The organism is Martelella mediterranea, assembly GCF_021021415.1.
Classification (GTDB): domain Bacteria; phylum Pseudomonadota; class Alphaproteobacteria; order Rhizobiales; family Rhizobiaceae; genus Martelella; species Martelella mediterranea_C.
In genome coordinates this window covers 1-17,222 of record NZ_JAINWJ010000033.1, presented here as the reverse complement: position 1 = coordinate 17,222, position 17,222 = coordinate 1, and the positions used below count along the sequence as shown (strand labels likewise).

Below are 17,222 nucleotides of genomic sequence, written 5' to 3'. Positions count from 1 at the left end.
GAGGCTGTGCGATATTAACCGCCGCGACCTCTTGTCCCTTCACCTTCGCGGTCAATTGGGCTAAGGGGGAGCTATCATCCAAACGAGAGGCTTGTCATGACGCTATCGAACATTCCCCCGCTGGTTACGGTCTTCGGCGGTTCCGGTTTTGTCGGTCGCTATGTCGTCCGGGCGCTGGCCAAACGGGGCTATCGCATCCGCGTTGCCGTTCGCCGTCCCGACCTCGCCCTGTTTCTGCAGCCGCTCGGCAATGTCGGCCAGATCACCTTCATGCAGGCCAATCTGCGCTACGAGGATTCGGTGCGCCGCGCCATCCACGGCGCCGACCATGTCGTCAATTGCGTCGGCATCCTGTTCGAGAGCGGCAAGAACGGCTTCGACGCGGTGCAGACCGAAGGCGCGCGTCTGGTGGCCGAAGTCACCCGCTCCGAAGGCGCGAAGCTCACGCACGTGTCCGCCATCGGGGCCGATGCCGACAGCCCGTCACACTACGCCCGCTCCAAGGGCGTGGCCGAAGCCTCGATCCGCGAAATCTGTCCCGACGCCGTGATCGTGCGGCCCTCGATCATCTTCGGCCCTGAGGACGACTTCTTCAACAAGTTCGGAAAGATGTCGCTGATCTCGCCGATCCTGCCGCTGATCGGCGGCGGCGAGACCAAGTTCCAGCCGGTCTATGTCGGCGACGTCGCCGAGGTGATCGCGCGTTCCGTCGAAGGCAAGCTAGAGGGCGGCAAGGTTTACGAACTCGGCGGTCGCGACGTGCTGACCTTCCGCGAATGTCTCGAACTGCTGCTCTCGGTGACCGGCCGCAAGCGTGCGCTCGTTTCCATGCCGTTCGGCCTCGCCTCGCTGTTCGGCAGCATTGCCAGCCTCATTCCGTTCATCGCGCCGCCGTTGACGTCCGACCAGGTCAAGCTTCTGAAAGCGGACAATGTTGTCTCCGAAGAAGCGCAGGCAGAGGGGCGCACGCTCGATGGCCTCGGCATCCGTCCGGCACAGCTTGAGGTCGTGTTGCGCACTTACCTCGTTCAGTACCGTCAGCACGGCCAGTTCGGAAAAACCGCTTGACGGAATAAGGGGGCGAGTGCATATCCTGCCCACAATTTCGCAAAAATTTTGCCACATTCTGGAACCTGTCACAGTAGTTGCGCCTTTACTGTTTATTGGAAAGTCATCGCTAAGATGATCAAGCGGGTTCGTATCAAAAGGGTTTCTGGAACGATGGGTAAGTCTATCGCTGTTTTGTTCGCAGGCGCAGCATTGATGATCATGGCGGCGTCGCTCGCCGCTCCCGGCAGCATTGCCGCGGGCAAACCCGGCTGCGCGCCCGCTTATGGGGTCGACCCCTGCGCGCTTGCCGCCGTCAACTGATTCCATTCGTTGGGCAATTTCCGTTTGAGCCCGCTCAAACCTTTGTGACGGGCTGACGCTAATTTAATCTTGACAATCAGCCTCGCCTTTTGCAAAACAGCTCTCATCAGAGACTTATGTCAATGGTGGAAGCATGCTGGTTTGCAGTTGCAATTTCATTACCGAAAAGGAAATTGAACAGACCATCGTCGAGCTGCTCGACGAGGACTGTTGGCAGCTTATTGTTCCCGCCAAGGTTTACCACCGCATGGCCAAGCGCGGCCGCTGCTGTGGATGCTTCCCGAATGTCGCCGATATCATTGTCCGCACGACCGAGGCCTATCATAAAAATAGTGACTCGACCGAAGCTGAGATATGTGATTTTTTGAGCCGCCTCAAAGAGTTCCACCAAAAGAACAGGAGAGCGGACATTGAAAGGCGACAAAAAGGTTATCGAACGGCTGAACGAAGCTCTGTTTCTTGAGCTCGGCGCCGTCAATCAGTACTGGCTGCATTACCGTCTCACGAAAGACTGGGGTCTGACGAAGCTTGCCGAAAAAGAGCGGGCCGAATCGATCGAGGAAATGCATCACGCCGACAAGCTGATCGACCGCATCATCTTCCTCGAAGGCCATCCCAACCTTCAGACCGTGGCGCCGCTGCGCATCGGCCAGACCGTCAAGGAAGTGCTTGAATCCGATCTGGCCGGCGAATACGAAGCGCGCAATTCCTACAAGGAATCCCGTGACATCTGTCACGAGGCTGGCGATTACGTCAGCATGAAGCTCTTCGAAGAACTGATGATCGACGAGGAAGGCCATATCGACTTTCTCGAGACCCAGCTCGAACTGCTGGATTCGATCGGCGAGCAGAAATATGCCCAGCTCAACGCCGCATCGAGCGAGAGTGCCGAATAACCGCTCCCTGGCATTTTCGTTAGTTTTTGAAGGCCCGGATTTTCCGGGCCTTTTTTATGGCGCGCGCCCTTGATCACACCGTCAGGTGCCGGAATTCGTCGACGACCCTTTCATACACCGCGCGCTTGAACGTGACGATCAGACCGGGGAGCGTTTCGATATCGGCCCATTGCCAGGCGTCGAACTCGCGTTCATGGCCGTCCGGCGGCGGATCGATCGCGATTTCGCTGTCGTCGCCGAGAAAGCGGAAGGCGAACCATTTTTGGGTCTGGCCGCGGAACCTGCCGCGCAGGCCGATGCCGATCAGGTGGTCGGGCAGGTCGTAATTGATCCAGCCGGGCGACTCTCCGATGAGCTCCACCGATTTCATGCCGGTTTCCTCGTAAAGCTCGCGGGTTGCGGCCTCGAGCGGCGTTTCGCCGGGATCGATGCCGCCCTGCGGCATCTGCCAGAGCTGCGGCGAGCCGTCGGATTCCGAATTGTTTTCAGAAAGCCTTCGCCCCAGCCAGATCTTGCCTTCAGGGTTCAGGATCATCACGCCGACATTCGGCCGGTAGGGCAGTTCATGGGCTTTGCGCATGGGGGAGGTCTCGTTCGATGGATTTCGTCGCATCATGCCTAACGCAAAGCACGGCAAAGGTGAATTCCTTCATTCCCGGCAAGCGCCGCCGCTTGATGCGGTGCGGAAAATGTCCGGAGGCCGTCCAGGGGTTGCTTGCAGGCGTTTGAAAAGCCTGCCATGTCTTGTGTCGCATTGCAGAGGGGGAATTCAGATGATGGCACTACCGTTTTTCATCGGCGCGGGCGCGGTTTATATGGCGCTGAAGGATCGCAAGGGGGCCGCGGTGGCGCTCACGATTGCCGGCTTGCTGCTGCTTGTCGTGCTCTACCGGCTCCATGCCACCGATACGCTCGATCTGTCGCTTTAGGAGGGGAACGCCATGAGTGAAAAACTGGCCGCGACACTGAACGCGCTTGCCCTGCTGGCGATTTCCATCGTGCTGCTGTTTGCCTTCTATGCACAGTTTGCCTATGGCGAACTGCCGTGTCCGCTTTGCCTGCTGCAGCGCGCGGGCTTTGTCATGGTGGGCGTGGGACTGGCTTTGAACGTCATTTTCGGGGTGGCGCCGCGCCATTACGGGCTGATGATCCTGGGCGCGCTTTCCGGTGCGGTGCCGGCGCTCCGGCAGGTGGCGCTGCATGTGGTGCCGGGCACCGGGGCCTATGGCGATCCCTTCCTCGGCCTGCATTTCTATACCTGGGCTTTTCTGGTGTTCGCGCTTGTCATTCTCGGTTCGGCAGCCATGCTGGTGCTTGGCGGCTTTGCCACCGCCCCGGCGCGCCGGCTTTCGGGGCTGGGGCTTGTGGCGGTCGTGTTCTTCGCGCTGATGACGCTTGGCAACGGCGTTTCGACGCTGGCCGAATGCGGGCTCGGCCTTTGCCCGGACAACCCGACGAGCTACGAGGCGCTGGACTCGCTCTCCGGGCGGTGAGGGTTGCGGGCAACCGCTGCACCGCTTTCGTACCAGCCCTTGCTGCGATTGACGATGTAAACCACCGACAGCATCACCGGCACCTCGATCAGCACGCCGACAACGGTGGCGAGCGCCGCCCCGGACTGGAAGCCGAACAGGCTGATGGCGGCGGCGACGGCCAGCTCGAAGAAGTTCGAGGCGCCGATCAGGGCCGAGGGTCCGGCAACGCAATGCTGCTCGCCCGCCGCCCGGTTGAGCAGATAGGCAAGGCCGGAGTTGAAATAGACCTGGATCAGGATCGGCACGGCCAGCAGCGCGATGATCATCGGCTGGGCGATGATCTGTTCGCCCTGAAAGCCGAACAGCAGCACCAGCGTGGCCAGCAGCGCCACCAGCGAGGCCGGCTGCAGGCGCGCAAGGAGGGCATCCAGCCGCGCCGTTGAACCGCCCGCCAGCAGCGAGCGGCGGATAATCTGCGAAATGATCACCGGGATCACGATGTAGAGCGCGACCGACAGCACCAGCGTGTCCCACGGCACCGTAATCGCCGACAGGCCGAGGAGCAGCGCCACGATCGGCGCGAAGGCGACGATCATGATCGCGTCGTTGAGGGCGACCTGTGACAGCGTGAAATGCGGCTCACCCTTCGTCAGGTTCGACCAGACGAACACCATGGCGGTGCAGGGCGCGGCTGCCAGAATGATCAGCCCGGCGATATAGGAATCGATCTGGTCGGCGGGCAGATAGGGCCGGAACAGCCAGCCGATGAACAGCCAGCCGAGCAGTGCCATGGAGAACGGCTTCACGGCCCAGTTGACGAACAGCGTGACGGAGATGCCGCGCCAATGGCGGCCGACTTGCGCCAACGCGGCAAAGTCGATGCGCAGCAGCATCGGTATGATCATCAGCCAGATCAGCACGGCGACGGGAAGGTTGACCCGCGCCACCTCGATGGCGCCGACGGCATGGAACGCCGTGGGGAAGAAATGGCCGAGGGCAACGCCCGCGACGATGCAGAGTGCCACCCAGACGGTCAGGTAGCGTTCAAAGGTGGACATGTCAGATGGCCTTCGTGCTTTTCTCGGTTGCGCCGTCCATGGCGCCGATCTGCTTCATATGCGTGTCGATTCCCGCGGAATCGATGGTTTCCTGGGCCAGATTGAGGAAGGCCATGATCCGGCTTTTCAGGAATGTCGCGGTCTGGGCGAAGGCGCGCAGCTTTTGTTCTTCCGTGCCGGAAACGCCTGCCGGGTCTTCCACGCCCCAATGGGCGCGCCTGCCGCTGCCGCGCATGATCGGGCAGCTCTCGCCGGCGGCGTTGTCGCAGACGGTGATGATGAAATCGATCTCGGGGGCATCGGGTCCGGTGAATTCATCCCAGCTCTTGGAGCGGAAGCCCTCCGTGGGGTAGTCCATGGTCTCAAGTGTCTTCAAGGCCAGCGGGTGAACCTCGCCCTTCGGCCGGCTGCCGGCGGAAAAGGCATGGAAACGGCCAGCGCCTTCCGTGTTCAGGATCGCCTCCGCCATGATGGAACGGGCGGAATTTCCGGTGCAGAGAAACAGAACATTAATGGTTCGGTCGGTCATTTCGGGTGTCCTCTTGGGTGGGGCCGGCATTGGCGCAACAGGGTGCAAGTCCTTCGATCAGCGGCGCGCAGAGGTCCGCATTGCCGCCGCAGCAATCCTGCAGGAGATAGAGCATGACGGCGCGGAAGCGCTCCAGATCGGCCCGGTAGATGATCGAACGCCCCTGACGCTCATTGACGACGATGCCGGCACGGGCAAGCGTCGAAAGATGCGCCGACATGGTGTTTTGCGGAACGTCGAGCCTGCGGGCGAGTTCGCCCGCGGCAATGCCGTCCGGTTCGCTTTCCACAAGCAGCCGAAAGGTTTGAAGCCTTGTCGGCTGCGCCAGTGCGGCCAGCGCCGCGATTGTTTGATTCTCATCCATATATCCAGAATAATGGATATATAATCTTTGTCAAGCGCCGACCTTGGCCTTCGCGATCGGGAAAGGTATGACGGGCCGGAAGCTTGCGGAGTGAGCGACATGACCAAGTGCCTGATGCTGGATGTCGACGGCGTCATCATCAGCGGTCCGGACGGCCAGTCCTGGGCCCGCGATATCGAGCGCGATCTCGGCATTGATCCGGACATGCTCGAAACCCATTTCTTCATTCCGCACTGGCCGGAGATCGTTGCCGGCAGGAAGGCGCTGCGCGAGGTGCTGGAGGGATGCCTGCCGGTTCTGGCATCGCCGGTTACGCCGGATGATTTCATGACCTACTGGTTCGAGCGCGATTCGACGATCGACCATGACGTGCTTGCGGCCTGCGACCGGCTGCGCGCGCGGGGAACCCGCATCTTTCTCGCCACCAACCAGGAACACTTACGGGCGGAATACCTGATGGCGCAGCTCAAGCTGTCCGATCGCGTCGACGGGATCGTCTATTCGGCGGCGGTGGGCGCGAAGAAGCCGGACCCGGCGTTCTTCGAGGCAGCCGAGGCAAAGAGTGGCTTTACCGGAGCGGAACACATTCTGGTCGATGACCAGTTCAAGAATATCGAGGCGGCCCGGGCCTTTGGCTGGCGCGCGCTCCATTGGACTGGCGGCGAAGACCTTGAGGCGCTGGTGGATGCCGCGCGAGGATAGGCGCCGAGGATGAGGTGATGAGACGGTGTGCCTGATCGCTGATGTCACCTTTCGATGATGCGCAATGTTGGCTAGAACGACGGCATGCAGATGGCGCCCTATCAACATGAACAGATACAGTCGGCCTTGGCTCTCCTGCGCCGCGTTCTGGGCGATGCGCTGCTCGGTGCTTATCTGCATGGGTCTGCGGTGTCAGGCGGGCTCCGGCCGCAGAGCGACATTGATCTGCTGGCGGTTGTCGACGCCGCGCTGACCGCGAGCCAGCGCAAAGCTCTGCTGATGGACCTGCTACGCCTCTCCGGTCGTCACCCTGCCGCAGCCGGCGCCCCCCGTTGCCTTGAGGTCATGGTATTTTGCAAGGCTGACCTTGCGGGCGGTGACTACCCGGCGCAGGTTGAATTCCTCTACGGAGAGTGGTTGCGGGGCGCCTTCGAGGCCGGTGAGATCCCGACACCCGAACGTGATCCCGAATATTCCCTGATTATCGCACAGGCTCGTCAGCAGGCCATTTCCCTGCTCGGGCCACCTGTGAAGGAACTGCTGCCGGATATCTCGATAGAGCATGTCCGGCAGGCGATGCGCGATGTCCTTCCCGGTCTGCTGAGCGGGCTGCGCGGCGACGAGCGGAATGTCCTGCTGACGCTTGCGCGGATGTGGTACACGGCCAGTACGGGGAAGTTCCTCACGAAGGACGCCGCCGCCAGTTGGGCGATTCCACGCCTCCCGAACCCGGATGCCATGATGCTCGACCATGCGCGCCGTGCCTATCTTGGCGAGGTCGCAGACGACTGGGCGAACCAGGGCGATGCCGCCCGGCAGTTGGCGGAGCGTCTCGGCGAATTCGTCAGCGATGCGCTGAGATCAGGATAGGCTTCCGGCTGGACGAACCATAGTCCGGCGGCTGGTCAGTTCAGGAATGTCGAAGCGCTAAAGGCTCGTGCGGGCCCTGAGCGCCGCAACCAGTGTGCCCTCATCGAGATAGTCGAGTTCGCCGCCCACCGGCACACCATGGGCAAGCCGGGTGACCTTGATGTCGAGGCCTTCGAGCTGATCGGTGATGTAGTGGGCGGTCGCCTGGCCCTCGACCGTGGCGTTGACGGCGATGATCAGTTCGCGCACCTCGCCGGCCTTCACACGGTCGATGAGGGCGGCGATGGTGAGATCGTCCGGGCCGATGCCGTCGAGCGGCGACAGCGTGCCGCCGAGCACGTGATAGGCGGCGTTGAGTGCCGCCGCGCGCTCCAGCGCCCACAGATCGCCGACATCCTCCACCACGATGACGAGACCCTGATCGCGGGTCGGATCGGTGCAGATCGTGCAGGGATCGGATGTATCGACATTGCCGCAGGTGGAGCAGATCTTCACCTTGTCATAGGCATCCTGCATCGCGCCGGAAAGCGGCCCCATCAACTGGTCGCGCTTCTTGATCAGATGCAGCGCCGCGCGTCTCGCCGACCGCGGCCCAAGCCCCGGCACCTTCGCCAGAAGCTGGATCAGTTTTTCGATTTCGGGACCGGTGACTCGCTTTGCCATGAGTGCGCTTTATCCGATTGCGGCGGGCAATGGAAACATTATCCGGCGTGGGAGAAAGGACTGTCGTCAATTCCACACCTGCTTTGATGGTCCGGTCGTGTTGCGGACCTTACCCGCTCACCCCCGAGAACAAGGCGAAGATCGGGGGCTGACGGCAGGCGCCGCTCCCTCACCCGGCGCATTCGCGCCACCCTCTCCCCACGGGGAGAGGGGGAGCGTGTGGGATGCTCTGAGTGACCGACGATTACCAGCATAAAACGCGGAGCGTCGCCCCTTCTCCCCTGAGGGGAGAAGGTGGCCGAAGGCCGGATGAGGGGGGGCTCACGCAAACCGAAAGGGCTCAGCCATTTCCCGCTTTACCGCGTCGCGATCGCCACGGCGGCGCCGCCGATCATGCCGGCGCTGAGGCGGTTGGCGATCTTCATGGCGCGGGGGCTTTTCAGCAGGCGGCGGGCCCTGGCGGCCAAGAACACCCATGCGAGATCGATGACGGCGAGCACCAGCAGCAGGGTGACGGTGAGTTCCAGCCAGCCGACAAGGGTGACGCTTGCGAGATCGAGGATCGTCGGCAGCAGCGCCACATAGAACATCATGATCTTGGGATTGCCGATGGTGATGCTGATGCCGGTGAGAAACATCTTCCAGCCGGAGCTTGCCTGCGGCAATTCCTCGCCGGCGGTCTCTGTCTTTGCGAACCACATCTTCCAGGCAAGCCACACAAGATAGGCTACGCCCGCCCATTTGATCGCCACGAACACGCCGTGGAATGCGGTTGCCACGGCCGCCAGCCCGAACACCGCCAACGTCAGCCACAGCGCCTCGCCCAGCCACATCGCCGCCAGAAACGGCAGCACGTCGCGGTGCCCGCGCGACAAGACGCGGGCGACGAGGGCTGCCACGCTCGGCCCTGGAGAGCCGGCGGCGACGAACAGCGTGATGGCGAACAGGGCGAGCGCGCCGAGCGTCATGGCGCTGTCCTCAGAACGGCAGCTTCATGCCGGGCGGGATCGGCAGGCCGGCGGTCAGTTCCTTGGTCATTTCCTCCGCCTTCTCGCTGGCGCGGTCCTTGGCGTCGCGGTGGGCGGCGACGATCAGGTCTTCCAGCATCTCGGCCTCGTCGCCGTTAAGCAGGCTCGGATCGATCTTGATCGACAGCATGTCGCCCTTGCCGGTCATTTCGATCTGCACCATGCCGCCGCCGGAAACGCCTTCCACGCGGGCGGCCGCGATCTCTTCCTGCAGCTGCTCCATCTTGGCCTGCATTTCCTTGACCTTGCCCATCATGCCCATCAGATCGCGCATGTCATCTCCTTGAATGTTGTTTCTATTCGTCGATATCGTCTTCCGGCAGCACGTCGCCGTCTTCGTTCATGGCGGCGTCGGGCGCGTCGCTCTCCGCCGTGTCGGCCGTTTCCGTTTCGGCGCGCACCCGGACATCGCGGATTTCCGCGCCGGGGAAGAATTTCAGGATCGCGGCGATCTCCGGGTCCTCGCGGGCATCGCGGAAGCGCTGCTCGCGCTCGGCCTCCTCGGCCTCCAGCAGCGTCGGCGCGCCGGCCTCCTTGCTGAGGCTGACGAACCAGCTTTCGCCGGTCCATTCCCGAAGCTTCGCGCCGAGATCGTTGAGGAAGGTCGCGGATGTGCCGGGCAGAAGGTTGACCTCCAGCCGGCCGGGCTCAAGCCGCACCAGCCGCACGAAATTGCGGATTTCCGAGCGCATCTTGATCGCGCGGTTCTTCGAGCAAAGGTCTGTAATGTCCTGCAGCGACTTGATCGCCGAGGTCTTCTGTGGTTCGGGGGCGGGCTCCGGTTCGGGCTCCACGGTTTCCGGCTGCGGCGCGATCTCCGGTTGGCGGGCCTCGGCGCTTTGCGGATGCAGCATGGTAACGGTCGCGGATTGACGGGGCGCTTCGCCGGTCTGGCGGGCGGAAACGGCATTGGCGCTTCCGGAGCCGCCGGCCTGCGGGCGACCTGCCGGCGGCGCGGATGATGGGGCCGCAGCAGCGCCGCCTTCCTCCAGCGCCAGCAGCCTGCGGGCGGCGTCTTCCGGCGAGGGCAGGCTTGCGGCGTGCGCCAACCGGATCAGCACCATTTCGGCTGCGCCCAGCGGGCGGGCGGCGTTTTCGGTCTCGGGAATGCCCTTCAGCAGCATCTGCCAGATTCGCGACAGCGCGGAGACCGCGACCTTTTCGGCAAAGCCGGTGCCCGCGGTGCGTTCGATCTCGCTCAGCGACACGTCTTCCGCGCCCTCCGGCACATATTTCAGCCGCGTGACCAGATGGGTGAAATCGGCCAGATCATTGAGCACGACCACGGGATTGGCCCCGGCCTCGTACTGCGACTGGAATTCGGCCAGCGCCGCGGCGACGTCGCCGGTCACGATATGGCCGAACAGGTCAACGATTCTGGCGCGGTCGGCAAGGCCCAGCATGGCGCGCACGGCGGATGCTTCCACATGGCCGCTGCCATGCGAAATCGCCTGGTCGAGCAGCGACAGCCCGTCGCGGGCCGAGCCCTCGGCGGCGCGGGCGATCATCTGCACCGCCTCGTCCTCGATCTCGACGCCTTCCTTGGCGGCAATCGTGGAAAACAGCCGCACCAGATCGGCGGCCGGAATGCGGCGCAGGTCGAAGCGCTGGCAGCGCGACAGCACCGTGATCGGCACTTTCCGGATTTCGGTGGTGGCGAAGATGAATTTCACATGCTCGGGCGGCTCTTCCAGCGTCTTCAGCAGGCCGTTGAAGGCCTGGTTGGAGAGCATGTGCACCTCGTCGATGATGTAGACCTTGTAGCGCGCGGTCGAGGGCCGGTAGCGCACCTGGTCGATGATCTCGCGGATATCGTCGATGCCGGTATGGGAGGCGGCGTCCATCTCGATCACGTCGACATGACGGCCTTCCATGATCGCCTGGCAGTGCTCGCCGATTTCCTTCAGCTCGATCGTCGGCTTGTCGACGGTATCTGTCTTGTAATTGAGGCCGCGAGCGAGAATCCGGGCGGTGGTGGTCTTGCCGACGCCGCGCACCCCGGTCAGCATATAGGCCTGGGCAATGCGGCCGGTCTCGAAGGCGTTGGTCAGCGTGCGCACCATCGCCTCCTGGCCGACCATCAGGTCGGAGAAATCCTTCGGACGGTACTTGCGCGCCAGAACGCGGTATCCGGCGTCTTTTTCGCGCTGCTGTTCGTTCTCGGCCATTGCCACCTTTCCTGTCCGGTTTTCGACCGGGATTTCAACAATAGCCCAAGCCGTGCGGCCCTGTCACAGAGTGCGGCTCAGTCTGGCAGAGCTTTCGGCGAAATGCACAGAATTTCTGAAGCCGAAGTCAGGCTGCGGGCCCGGCACAGACATCGACCCAGTCCGCGCCGGTGATTTCGGCAAGCCTGTCGGGCGCAATCCGGATCGCCGCATTGCGGGAGCCCGCCGCCGGCACCACCTCGTCGAACGCCTTCAGGCTTTCGTCGCAGTAAACCCGGATCGGGCTTGCGAGGCCGAAGGGACAGACGCCGCCGACCGGGTGGCCGGTGATTGCCTCGACGTCTTCGAGCGGCAGCATTTTCACCTTGCCGCCAAAGGCTGTCTTGGCCTTCTTGTTGTCGATTCGCGCGTCGCCGCGCGCGACCAGCAGAAACACGTCATCCTTCACGCTGAAGGAGAGCGTCTTGGCAATCTGGGCGGGGGCGACGTTATGGGCGTTTGCTGCCTCTTCCACCGTGGCGCTGGAGGCTTCGGTCTCGATGATGTCGATGTCGGGGGCTGCCGTGTCGAGATGGGCGCGCACGCTTTCAAGGCTCATGGCGTCTCCGGAACGATCCGTCGATAAGGTGGGAGGCCGGCACGATGACCCGTACACAGCTCGTTGGGGCTGCTTCCTTCCGGACCTGACCCGGTTGGCGAGTGGCACGTCCACCACCAGCCTCCCGTCCGGACATATCGTCAATTCGGCCGGTGAATGCAAGCTTGCCGGCGAAAAAATCTGGCTTAAGGATTGCAGTGCGCCTCGGCGCTGCGGATTGGCATTTGCCGTCTTCGTCCCATTTGATACAGATGGAGCGAGTCATTGCGAAGGAACGACATGCAGGAATTTCAGATCGATCCGCGTCTTGAGCGCGACAGCATGGCGATCGCCGATCTCGGGCTTTGCCAGTTGCGGCTGATGCGCGACGCGCGCTGGCCCTGGCTGCTGGCGGTGCCGCAGCGCGCCGGGATCGAGGAGATGTTCGATCTGGCGCCGCTCGACCAGACCATGCTGACCTTCGAGGTCAACGAGGCGGCAAAGGCGCTGAAAACCGTCACCGGCGCGACCAAGATCAATATCGCGGCGATCGGCAACATGGTGCGCCAGCTTCATGTCCATGTCGTCGCCCGGTTCGAGGGCGATGCCAACTGGCCGGGGCCGATCTGGGGCTACGGCACGCGGGAGCCGCGCTCCGATGACGACTGCGCGGCCCTGGCGCGCAAGATTGCAGAGGCAATGGCATGACATCACTGTTCTTCAAGGCCGGCCCGCACGAGGATCCGAGCGCGCTGACCGCCTTTGCCGGCTGCCGGATCATCCGCGACAGCGAACACCGCGATGAGGAGACGCTGGAAAAAGCCGCCGCCGAACCCAATGCCCGTTTTTTCGGCTTTGCCGGCGGCAAGGGGATCGTCAAGCATGAGCGTCAGGTGCTCGATCCCTATTTCGCCCGCTATGAGCTGGCGTCTTATTCTCCCGATCCCGAAAGCGCGATCCTGCTCGGCCGCGAGCCCTCCGGCGCGCCGCTAATCTCGATCAAGCTCGGTCTCGACCCCGAAGCCCTGCCGGGGCATCTGAAGGCGCTCACCACCCGTGCCGCCTACAGCGAAAGCATGCTCGATCGCGCCACGCTCGGCGCCTTCGCGCTCGCCGTCAGCCTCAACGCCTGGATCGACAATCACCGCTTTTGCGGGCGCTGCGGTTCGCCGTCGAAGTCGGCCGCCGGCGGCTTCCGCCGCGAATGCACGGCCTGCGGCAACATGATGTTTCCGCGCACCGATCCGGTGGTGATCATGCTGATCGTGGATGAGGCCGGCGACCGTGTGCTGCTGGGGCGCAGCCCGCATTTCCCGGCCGGCCGCTATTCCTGCCTCGCCGGCTTTCTGGAGCCCGGCGAGACCGTCGAGGACGCGGTGCGGCGCGAGACGCTGGAGGAATCCGGCATCCGCGTCGGTGCGGTACGTTATCACGCCTCCCAACCCTGGCCGATGCCGCATTCGCTGATGCTCGGTTGCTACGGCAGGGCGGAAAACTTCGATATCAGCCCGGATGACGCCGAGCTTGAAGACTGTCGCTGGTTTTCGCGCGACGAGCTTGCGGCAATCGTTGACGGCACGCATCCCGACGGCATCAACGCGCCGGCGGAAGGCGCGATCGCATTCCGCTTGGTGCGCGATTTCCTCGACTGGAAATAGCGGTGGCCGGCTCGCGTTCGGAACGGCTGCTGGCGCTCTTGCAGGTTCTGCGCGGCCATCGCTATCCGGTTTCAGGCAGCAGCCTTGCCGATGAACTCGGCATCAGCCTTCGAACGCTTTACCGCGATATCGCGAGCCTGAGGGCGCAGGGCGCCGCGATCGAGGGCGAGGCGGGCGTCGGCTATGTGCTGCGTCCGGGCTTCCTGTTGCCGCCGATGATGTTCTCGCAGGAGGAGATCGAGGCGCTGGTGCTCGGCAGCCGCTGGGTGGCAAGATCCACCGATGCCAAGCTTTCCGAAGCCGCCGCGGCCGCCCTTGCCAAGATCACAGCCGTGCTGCCGCCCGCGCTCTGCGATGCGGTGGATGAAACGGCGCTGATCATCGGTCCGCGCCCGCTTGTCGAGGAGAAGACCGATATCCCGGCGCTTCGAAGCGCGATCCGCCATGAGCGAAAGCTCGAGATCGGCTACAGCGATGAGGCCGGCGCGATCACCCGCAGGATCATCTGGCCTTTCGGCCTGGCCTATTTCGAGAGCGTGCGTGTGGTTCTCGGCTGGTGCGAGTTGCGTCAGGATTTCCGGCATTTCCGCACCGACCGGATCGCAAGCATGACGGAGCCCGGCGAGCGCTACCCGAAACGCCGCGCGGCGCTGCTGGCCGAATGGCGGCGGACGATGAATTATACGTGAAGGCTGCTGACAGAACCTGTCACCGGCAGGCCTTAAGGCTCTCCTCGTTCCCGCAAACGAAGGAGAAACCCAATGACCGCACTGCCTCTCAACCTTGTCGTTCTCTATGTCGAAGATCCGAAGGCGAGCGCGCAATTTTACGCCGATTTTCTCGGATTGAAGCCGATGGCGCTTTCCGACGGCTTTTCATCGCTCACTACCGATGCCGGCATGACACTCGGCCTGTGGCGCAAGTCGACGGCGCATCCGCCGGCGGAGGGCGGGCCGGGATCGGCCGAAATCGGCATCATGGCGGCCGGCGAGGGCGGCGTCGAGGCGTTGTATGACCGTGTGAAACTGGACGGGATGACCATCCTCCAGCCATTGGTGACCGCCGCGTTCGGCCCGACATTCGTGATCGCCGATCCAGACGGCCACCGCATCCGCGTCTGCCAGCCGGATAATTGAGGCCAAAAGCCCCGGGCGGCAGCCGTCCGGGGCCTGGCGCCTACGAAATGTCGTCCAGCGACTGCAGGTGACGGCGCATCGGGTGGCCTTCATAGACGCCCAGGATGCGCACCTTCTCGGTGAAGAATTCGAGTTCCTCCAGCGCCCGCGCCACGGCCGGGTCATCGGGATGGCCCTCGATATCGGCATAGAACTGGGTGGCGATGAACTTGCCGCCGATCTGGTAGCTTTCCAGCTTGGTCATGTTGATGCCGTTGGTGGCAAAACCGCCAAGCGCCTTGTAGAGCGCGGCTGGAATATTGCGGACGTTGAAGATGAAGGTGGTCACGATCGTGCGGTTTTCGCCGTTGCGTTCCGCCCGCTTCGCCTTGTCGGACAGAATCACGAACCGCGTGATGTTGCTCTCACTGTCCTCGACATTCTCGGCCAGGATATCGAGCCCGTAGAGCGAGGCGGCAAGGCGCGGGGCCAGCGCCGCCATGGTGCGGTCGCCCTTTTCCTGCACCAGCATGGCAGCCCCCGCCGTATCGCCGGCGATCACCGCATTCCATTTGTTGCGGCGAATGATCTTTCGGCACTGGCCGAGGGCGTGAATGTGGCTGTGAACGGTCTTGATATCATCGAGCTTCACACCCGGCAGCGCCATTAGCTGGAAGCGGATCGGCATGAAATATTCGCCGATGATCGACAGGTGCGAATCGGGAAGCTGGTAATGGATATCGGCGACGCGGCCGGCGAGCGTGTTCTCGATCGGGATCATCGCCAGATCGGCATCGCCGTTTTCCACCGCCAGGAAGGCATCCTCGAAGGTCTTGCACGGCAGCGGCTCCATGTCGGGATACATGTCCCTGCAGGCCATGTCGGAATTGGCGCCGTATTCGCCCTGGAACGAGATGCGGTTGGTTTTCATGATCATGAGGTGACACCTTCCAGAATGCGGCGCGCCTTTGCGAGGTCCTCGGCGGTATCGACGCCGAGCGGCACGGTTTTGACGATCTCGGCATCGATGCGCATGCCGGCTTCAAGGGCGCGCAATTGCTCCAGCTTTTCGCGCCCTTCCAGCGGCGAGACCGGCAGCGAGACGAAGCGCTCGAGCGCCGAACGCCGATAGGTATAAAGTCCTATGTGATGGTAGAGCGGGCCTTCGCCCCATGGCGCGGTCGCGCGGGTAAAGTAAAGCGCGCGCATCCTTGTCGGCCCGACCGGTGAGCCGACGAGCTTGACCACCTGCGAGGCGGTCTTTTCGGCCTCGTCGGTGATCTCGACGGTGAGCGTCGCGATGTCGACGGCGGGATCGGCAAGCGGGGCCAGCGAAGCCTTGATCAGCGCCGGGTCGAGGGTCGGCAGGTCGCCCTGGACGTTGACGACCAGTTGGGCGCGCCCCTCCGGATCCACCTTGCCGAGCGCCTCGTGAATGCGGTCAGAGCCGGACTGGTGCGCCATGCCGGTCATCACCGCCTCGAAGCCGGCGGCCTCGACCGCCTTGAACACGGCCTCGTCATCGACGGCCACGACGACGCGGCCCATGCCTGATTCGCGCGCGCGTTCGGCGACATGGACGATCATCGGCCGGCCGGCGATCTCGGCCAGCGGCTTGCCGGGAAGGCGGCTGGAGGCCATCCGGGCGGGAATAAGAATGATCGTTTCATCGGATTTGTCGATCGCCACTTGCAAGCTCTCCGTTAATTTGCCACTGACAGTCTGACGGGCCGGTGTGCATGCCGATGCGGCGTTGCATCGCGGCATCAAAAGACATAGGTTCTGCAAGAATGCAAGGTGTCCGGTAGAGAGGCTGGACGGAAGGGGAGCGGCAACGCAATGAAATTCAATCTCAATATGGTCCTTGCGGCCCTGTTGGGGACGGTCTTCGTCCTGATGACGGTATCTTTCATCTCAGAAGCGATCTTCGACCCGCACCATCCCGAAAAGGAAGGTTTTGTCATCGAGGTTGCGGAGACCCCGGGCGGCGGCGCCCCGGCCGTCGAGGAAGAAACGCCGATCGCCGTTCTGCTCGTCGATGCCAATGCCGAAGCCGGCGAGCGCGTTTTCAAGCGCTGTCAGGCCTGTCACACCGACACCGAGGGCGGGCCCAACAAGGTGGGTCCGAACCTCTGGGACATCGTTGACCGCCCGATCGCCAGCCATGAGGGTTTCTCCTATTCCGCCGCGATGCAGGATTTTTCCGAGGGCGGCAGCAAGCTGTGGACCTATGAGAATCTCGACGCCTTCATCAAGGCCCCGAAGAAGGATATCCCGGGCACGGCCATGGGCTTTGCCGGCCTTTCCTCCGACAAGGACCGCGCAGACCTGATCGCCTATCTCAGCACCATGTCGAACGATCCGGTGCCGTTCCCCGAGCCGCCGGCCGAAGACGATGCCGCCGCGGCCGAAGATGGCGCTGCGACCGACGACGGTGCCGCAACCGGCGACGGATCAGTCGAGGCGACCGAAGGCAACGAAGCGCCGCCGTCACAGGGTCACGAACCGGCTCCGGCGGCAACGGACGAGGCGGCTGGCGATGCCGATGCGGGCCCTGCCAATCCGCAGAGCGAGACGGCCGAACCCACCGACACCCCCGAGGCCACCCCGCCCGGCGCGGCTGAGGTCGAGCAGTCTCAATAAGACGAATGGACGAAACGGGGCTTCGGGCCCCGTTTTCAGTTTGGGGACAAACGTCTCCCACGTTCTGCGTCATCAACTCTGTTTGATGGTTTGGTCTCTGATCCT

Annotated in this window: 24 protein-coding genes and 1 other RNA gene; 13 read left to right on the top strand and 12 right to left on the bottom strand. The window is 63.1% G+C overall.

The window, feature by feature from the left end:
- Positions 1–96 precede the first annotated feature (96 nt).
- The 4 genes from K7H91_RS17820 (at position 97) to bfr (ending at position 2,267) form a co-directional block, all read left to right on the top strand.
- A complete protein-coding gene (locus K7H91_RS17820; RefSeq protein WP_230721577.1) occupies positions 97–1,068 on the top strand; it encodes a complex I NDUFA9 subunit family protein in 972 nt (323 codons plus the stop codon).
- Positions 1,069–1,182: 114 nt separating this feature from the next.
- Entirely contained in the window at positions 1,183–1,371 is a 189-nt protein-coding gene (locus K7H91_RS17815; RefSeq protein WP_230721647.1) for a hypothetical protein, read from the top strand.
- 133 nt (positions 1,372–1,504) lie between these two features.
- On the top strand, positions 1,505–1,834 hold the full coding sequence (locus tag K7H91_RS17810) for a (2Fe-2S)-binding protein (protein WP_230721576.1): 330 nt from the start codon (positions 1,505–1,507) through the stop codon (positions 1,832–1,834).
- On the top strand, positions 1,782–2,267 hold the full coding sequence (gene bfr, locus K7H91_RS17805) for a bacterioferritin (protein ID WP_230721575.1): 486 nt from the start codon (positions 1,782–1,784) through the stop codon (positions 2,265–2,267). Before K7H91_RS17810 ends, bfr begins: the two co-directional genes overlap by 53 nt.
- Positions 2,268–2,340: 73 nt before the next feature.
- Here bfr and K7H91_RS17800 read toward each other — a convergent pair whose 3' ends face one another.
- Positions 2,341–2,847 carry an RNA pyrophosphohydrolase gene (locus tag K7H91_RS17800; protein ID WP_230721574.1) on the bottom strand — a complete coding sequence of 169 codons (507 nt, stop codon included), beginning with the start codon at positions 2,845–2,847 and terminating at the stop codon, positions 2,341–2,343.
- Positions 2,848–3,043: 196 nt separating this feature from the next.
- Here K7H91_RS17800 and K7H91_RS17795 point away from each other — a divergent pair, with 196 nt between their 5' ends.
- Both K7H91_RS17795 and K7H91_RS17790 read left to right on the top strand, forming a co-directional pair.
- Positions 3,044–3,196, top strand: a complete 153-nt coding sequence (locus K7H91_RS17795) for a DUF5993 family protein (RefSeq protein WP_230721573.1) — start codon at positions 3,044–3,046, stop codon at positions 3,194–3,196.
- A 12-nt stretch (positions 3,197–3,208) separates the two neighbouring features.
- Positions 3,209–3,760: a disulfide bond formation protein B gene (locus K7H91_RS17790; RefSeq protein WP_230721572.1), complete on the top strand. Its 552-nt coding sequence runs from the start codon at positions 3,209–3,211 to the stop codon at positions 3,758–3,760.
- Here K7H91_RS17790 and arsB read toward each other — a convergent pair.
- From arsB to K7H91_RS17775, 3 genes are read right to left on the bottom strand one after another with little or no spacing between them, the layout of a single operon-like run.
- Positions 3,727–4,800, bottom strand: coding sequence for an ACR3 family arsenite efflux transporter (arsB, locus tag K7H91_RS17785; RefSeq protein WP_230721571.1), 1,074 nt, complete (start codon positions 4,798–4,800; stop codon positions 3,727–3,729). The genes K7H91_RS17790 and arsB overlap by 34 nt on opposite strands.
- Position 4,801: 1 nt before the next feature.
- The gene (locus K7H91_RS17780) at positions 4,802–5,329 is read right to left on the bottom strand and encodes an arsenate reductase ArsC (RefSeq protein WP_230721570.1); all 528 of its coding nucleotides are present in this window, start codon (positions 5,327–5,329) and stop codon (positions 4,802–4,804) included.
- Complete coding sequence (locus K7H91_RS17775; protein WP_230721569.1) at positions 5,310–5,693, bottom strand: ArsR/SmtB family transcription factor; 384 nt, start codon at positions 5,691–5,693, stop codon at positions 5,310–5,312. The genes K7H91_RS17780 and K7H91_RS17775 overlap by 20 nt, the downstream gene beginning before the upstream one ends.
- A gap of 99 nt (positions 5,694–5,792) precedes the next feature.
- Between K7H91_RS17775 and K7H91_RS17770 the strand changes: the two genes are divergently transcribed.
- Positions 5,793–6,395 carry an HAD-IA family hydrolase gene (locus K7H91_RS17770; RefSeq protein WP_230721645.1) on the top strand — a complete coding sequence of 201 codons (603 nt, stop codon included), beginning with the start codon at positions 5,793–5,795 and terminating at the stop codon, positions 6,393–6,395.
- A gap of 84 nt (positions 6,396–6,479) precedes the next feature.
- Positions 6,480–7,265, top strand: a complete 786-nt coding sequence (locus tag K7H91_RS17765) for an aminoglycoside adenylyltransferase family protein (RefSeq protein ID WP_230721568.1) — start codon at positions 6,480–6,482, stop codon at positions 7,263–7,265.
- 57 nt (positions 7,266–7,322) lie between these two features.
- Here K7H91_RS17765 and recR read toward each other — a convergent pair whose 3' ends face one another.
- The 6 genes from recR to ffs form a co-directional block, all read right to left on the bottom strand.
- Positions 7,323–7,928 (bottom strand): recombination mediator RecR, encoded by a 606-nt coding sequence (gene recR, locus K7H91_RS17760; protein ID WP_230721567.1) that lies wholly within the window; start codon positions 7,926–7,928, stop codon positions 7,323–7,325.
- 356 nt (positions 7,929–8,284) lie between these two features.
- Positions 8,285–8,896, bottom strand: a complete 612-nt coding sequence (locus K7H91_RS17755; RefSeq protein WP_230721566.1) for a LysE family translocator — start codon at positions 8,894–8,896, stop codon at positions 8,285–8,287.
- A 10-nt stretch (positions 8,897–8,906) separates the two neighbouring features.
- A complete protein-coding gene (locus tag K7H91_RS17750) occupies positions 8,907–9,230 on the bottom strand; it encodes a YbaB/EbfC family nucleoid-associated protein (RefSeq protein ID WP_230721565.1) in 324 nt (107 codons plus the stop codon).
- Positions 9,231–9,252: 22 nt separating this feature from the next.
- Positions 9,253–11,124 (bottom strand): DNA polymerase III subunit gamma/tau, encoded by a 1,872-nt coding sequence (locus K7H91_RS17745; protein ID WP_230721564.1) that lies wholly within the window; start codon positions 11,122–11,124, stop codon positions 9,253–9,255.
- A gap of 127 nt (positions 11,125–11,251) precedes the next feature.
- A complete protein-coding gene (locus K7H91_RS17740) occupies positions 11,252–11,722 on the bottom strand; it encodes a YbaK/EbsC family protein (protein WP_230721563.1) in 471 nt (156 codons plus the stop codon).
- Positions 11,723–11,750: 28 nt separating this feature from the next.
- Positions 11,751–11,847: signal recognition particle sRNA small type (gene ffs, locus K7H91_RS17735), an RNA gene on the bottom strand.
- A gap of 154 nt (positions 11,848–12,001) precedes the next feature.
- On the opposite strand from ffs, the gene K7H91_RS17730 reads away from it, so the two are divergent.
- The 4 genes from K7H91_RS17730 to K7H91_RS17715 all read left to right on the top strand — a co-directional run bounded on the left by K7H91_RS17730 (position 12,002) and on the right by K7H91_RS17715 (position 14,495).
- On the top strand, positions 12,002–12,409 hold the full coding sequence (locus K7H91_RS17730; protein WP_230721562.1) for an HIT family protein: 408 nt from the start codon (positions 12,002–12,004) through the stop codon (positions 12,407–12,409).
- Entirely contained in the window at positions 12,406–13,359 is a 954-nt protein-coding gene (nudC, locus tag K7H91_RS17725; RefSeq protein ID WP_230721561.1) for an NAD(+) diphosphatase, read from the top strand. The genes K7H91_RS17730 and nudC overlap by 4 nt, the downstream gene beginning before the upstream one ends.
- A 2-nt stretch (positions 13,360–13,361) precedes the next feature.
- Entirely contained in the window at positions 13,362–14,048 is a 687-nt protein-coding gene (locus K7H91_RS17720; protein WP_230721560.1) for a helix-turn-helix transcriptional regulator, read from the top strand.
- Between the two features lie 72 nt (positions 14,049–14,120).
- Complete coding sequence (locus K7H91_RS17715; protein ID WP_230721559.1) at positions 14,121–14,495, top strand: VOC family protein; 375 nt, start codon at positions 14,121–14,123, stop codon at positions 14,493–14,495.
- Positions 14,496–14,535: 40 nt separating this feature from the next.
- On the opposite strand, the gene K7H91_RS17710 is transcribed toward K7H91_RS17715, so the two are convergent.
- Together K7H91_RS17710 and K7H91_RS17705 are read right to left on the bottom strand one after the other, a co-directional pair.
- Entirely contained in the window at positions 14,536–15,411 is an 876-nt protein-coding gene (locus K7H91_RS17710; RefSeq protein WP_230721558.1) for a prephenate dehydratase, read from the bottom strand.
- Entirely contained in the window at positions 15,408–16,163 is a 756-nt protein-coding gene (locus tag K7H91_RS17705; RefSeq protein ID WP_330166016.1) for a 3-deoxy-manno-octulosonate cytidylyltransferase, read from the bottom strand. Before K7H91_RS17705 ends, K7H91_RS17710 begins: the two co-directional genes overlap by 4 nt.
- A 150-nt stretch (positions 16,164–16,313) precedes the next feature.
- On the opposite strand from K7H91_RS17705, the gene K7H91_RS17700 reads away from it, so the two are divergent.
- Positions 16,314–17,117, top strand: a complete 804-nt coding sequence (locus tag K7H91_RS17700) for a c-type cytochrome (RefSeq protein ID WP_230721557.1) — start codon at positions 16,314–16,316, stop codon at positions 17,115–17,117.
- Positions 17,118–17,222 lie beyond the last annotated feature (105 nt).

Bases quoted from the DNA above. Each gene is read 5' to 3' on its own strand.
- K7H91_RS17820 (WP_230721577.1), top strand. From the start codon at position 97: ATGACGCTATCGAACATTCCCCCGCTGGTTACGGTCTTCGGCGGTTCC.
- K7H91_RS17815 (WP_230721647.1), top strand. From the start codon at position 1,183: ATGATCAAGCGGGTTCGTATCAAAAGGGTTTCTGGAACGATGGGTAAG.
- K7H91_RS17810 (WP_230721576.1), top strand. From the start codon at position 1,505: ATGCTGGTTTGCAGTTGCAATTTCATTACCGAAAAGGAAATTGAACAG.
- K7H91_RS17800 (WP_230721574.1), bottom strand. From the start codon at position 2,847: ATGCGCAAAGCCCATGAACTGCCCTACCGGCCGAATGTCGGCGTGATG.
- K7H91_RS17795 (WP_230721573.1), top strand. From the start codon at position 3,044: ATGGCACTACCGTTTTTCATCGGCGCGGGCGCGGTTTATATGGCGCTG.
- K7H91_RS17790 (WP_230721572.1), top strand. From the start codon at position 3,209: ATGAGTGAAAAACTGGCCGCGACACTGAACGCGCTTGCCCTGCTGGCG.
- arsB (WP_230721571.1), bottom strand. From the start codon at position 4,800: ATGTCCACCTTTGAACGCTACCTGACCGTCTGGGTGGCACTCTGCATC.
- K7H91_RS17780 (WP_230721570.1), bottom strand. From the start codon at position 5,329: ATGACCGACCGAACCATTAATGTTCTGTTTCTCTGCACCGGAAATTCC.
- K7H91_RS17775 (WP_230721569.1), bottom strand. From the start codon at position 5,693: ATGGATGAGAATCAAACAATCGCGGCGCTGGCCGCACTGGCGCAGCCG.
- K7H91_RS17770 (WP_230721645.1), top strand. From the start codon at position 5,793: ATGACCAAGTGCCTGATGCTGGATGTCGACGGCGTCATCATCAGCGGT.
- K7H91_RS17765 (WP_230721568.1), top strand. From the start codon at position 6,480: ATGCAGATGGCGCCCTATCAACATGAACAGATACAGTCGGCCTTGGCT.
- recR (WP_230721567.1), bottom strand. From the start codon at position 7,928: ATGGCAAAGCGAGTCACCGGTCCCGAAATCGAAAAACTGATCCAGCTT.
- K7H91_RS17755 (WP_230721566.1), bottom strand. From the start codon at position 8,896: ATGACGCTCGGCGCGCTCGCCCTGTTCGCCATCACGCTGTTCGTCGCC.
- K7H91_RS17750 (WP_230721565.1), bottom strand. From the start codon at position 9,230: ATGCGCGATCTGATGGGCATGATGGGCAAGGTCAAGGAAATGCAGGCC.
- K7H91_RS17745 (WP_230721564.1), bottom strand. From the start codon at position 11,124: ATGGCCGAGAACGAACAGCAGCGCGAAAAAGACGCCGGATACCGCGTT.
- K7H91_RS17740 (WP_230721563.1), bottom strand. From the start codon at position 11,722: ATGAGCCTTGAAAGCGTGCGCGCCCATCTCGACACGGCAGCCCCCGAC.
- K7H91_RS17730 (WP_230721562.1), top strand. From the start codon at position 12,002: ATGCAGGAATTTCAGATCGATCCGCGTCTTGAGCGCGACAGCATGGCG.
- nudC (WP_230721561.1), top strand. From the start codon at position 12,406: ATGACATCACTGTTCTTCAAGGCCGGCCCGCACGAGGATCCGAGCGCG.
- K7H91_RS17715 (WP_230721559.1), top strand. From the start codon at position 14,121: ATGACCGCACTGCCTCTCAACCTTGTCGTTCTCTATGTCGAAGATCCG.
- K7H91_RS17710 (WP_230721558.1), bottom strand. From the start codon at position 15,411: ATGATCATGAAAACCAACCGCATCTCGTTCCAGGGCGAATACGGCGCC.
- K7H91_RS17700 (WP_230721557.1), top strand. From the start codon at position 16,314: ATGAAATTCAATCTCAATATGGTCCTTGCGGCCCTGTTGGGGACGGTC.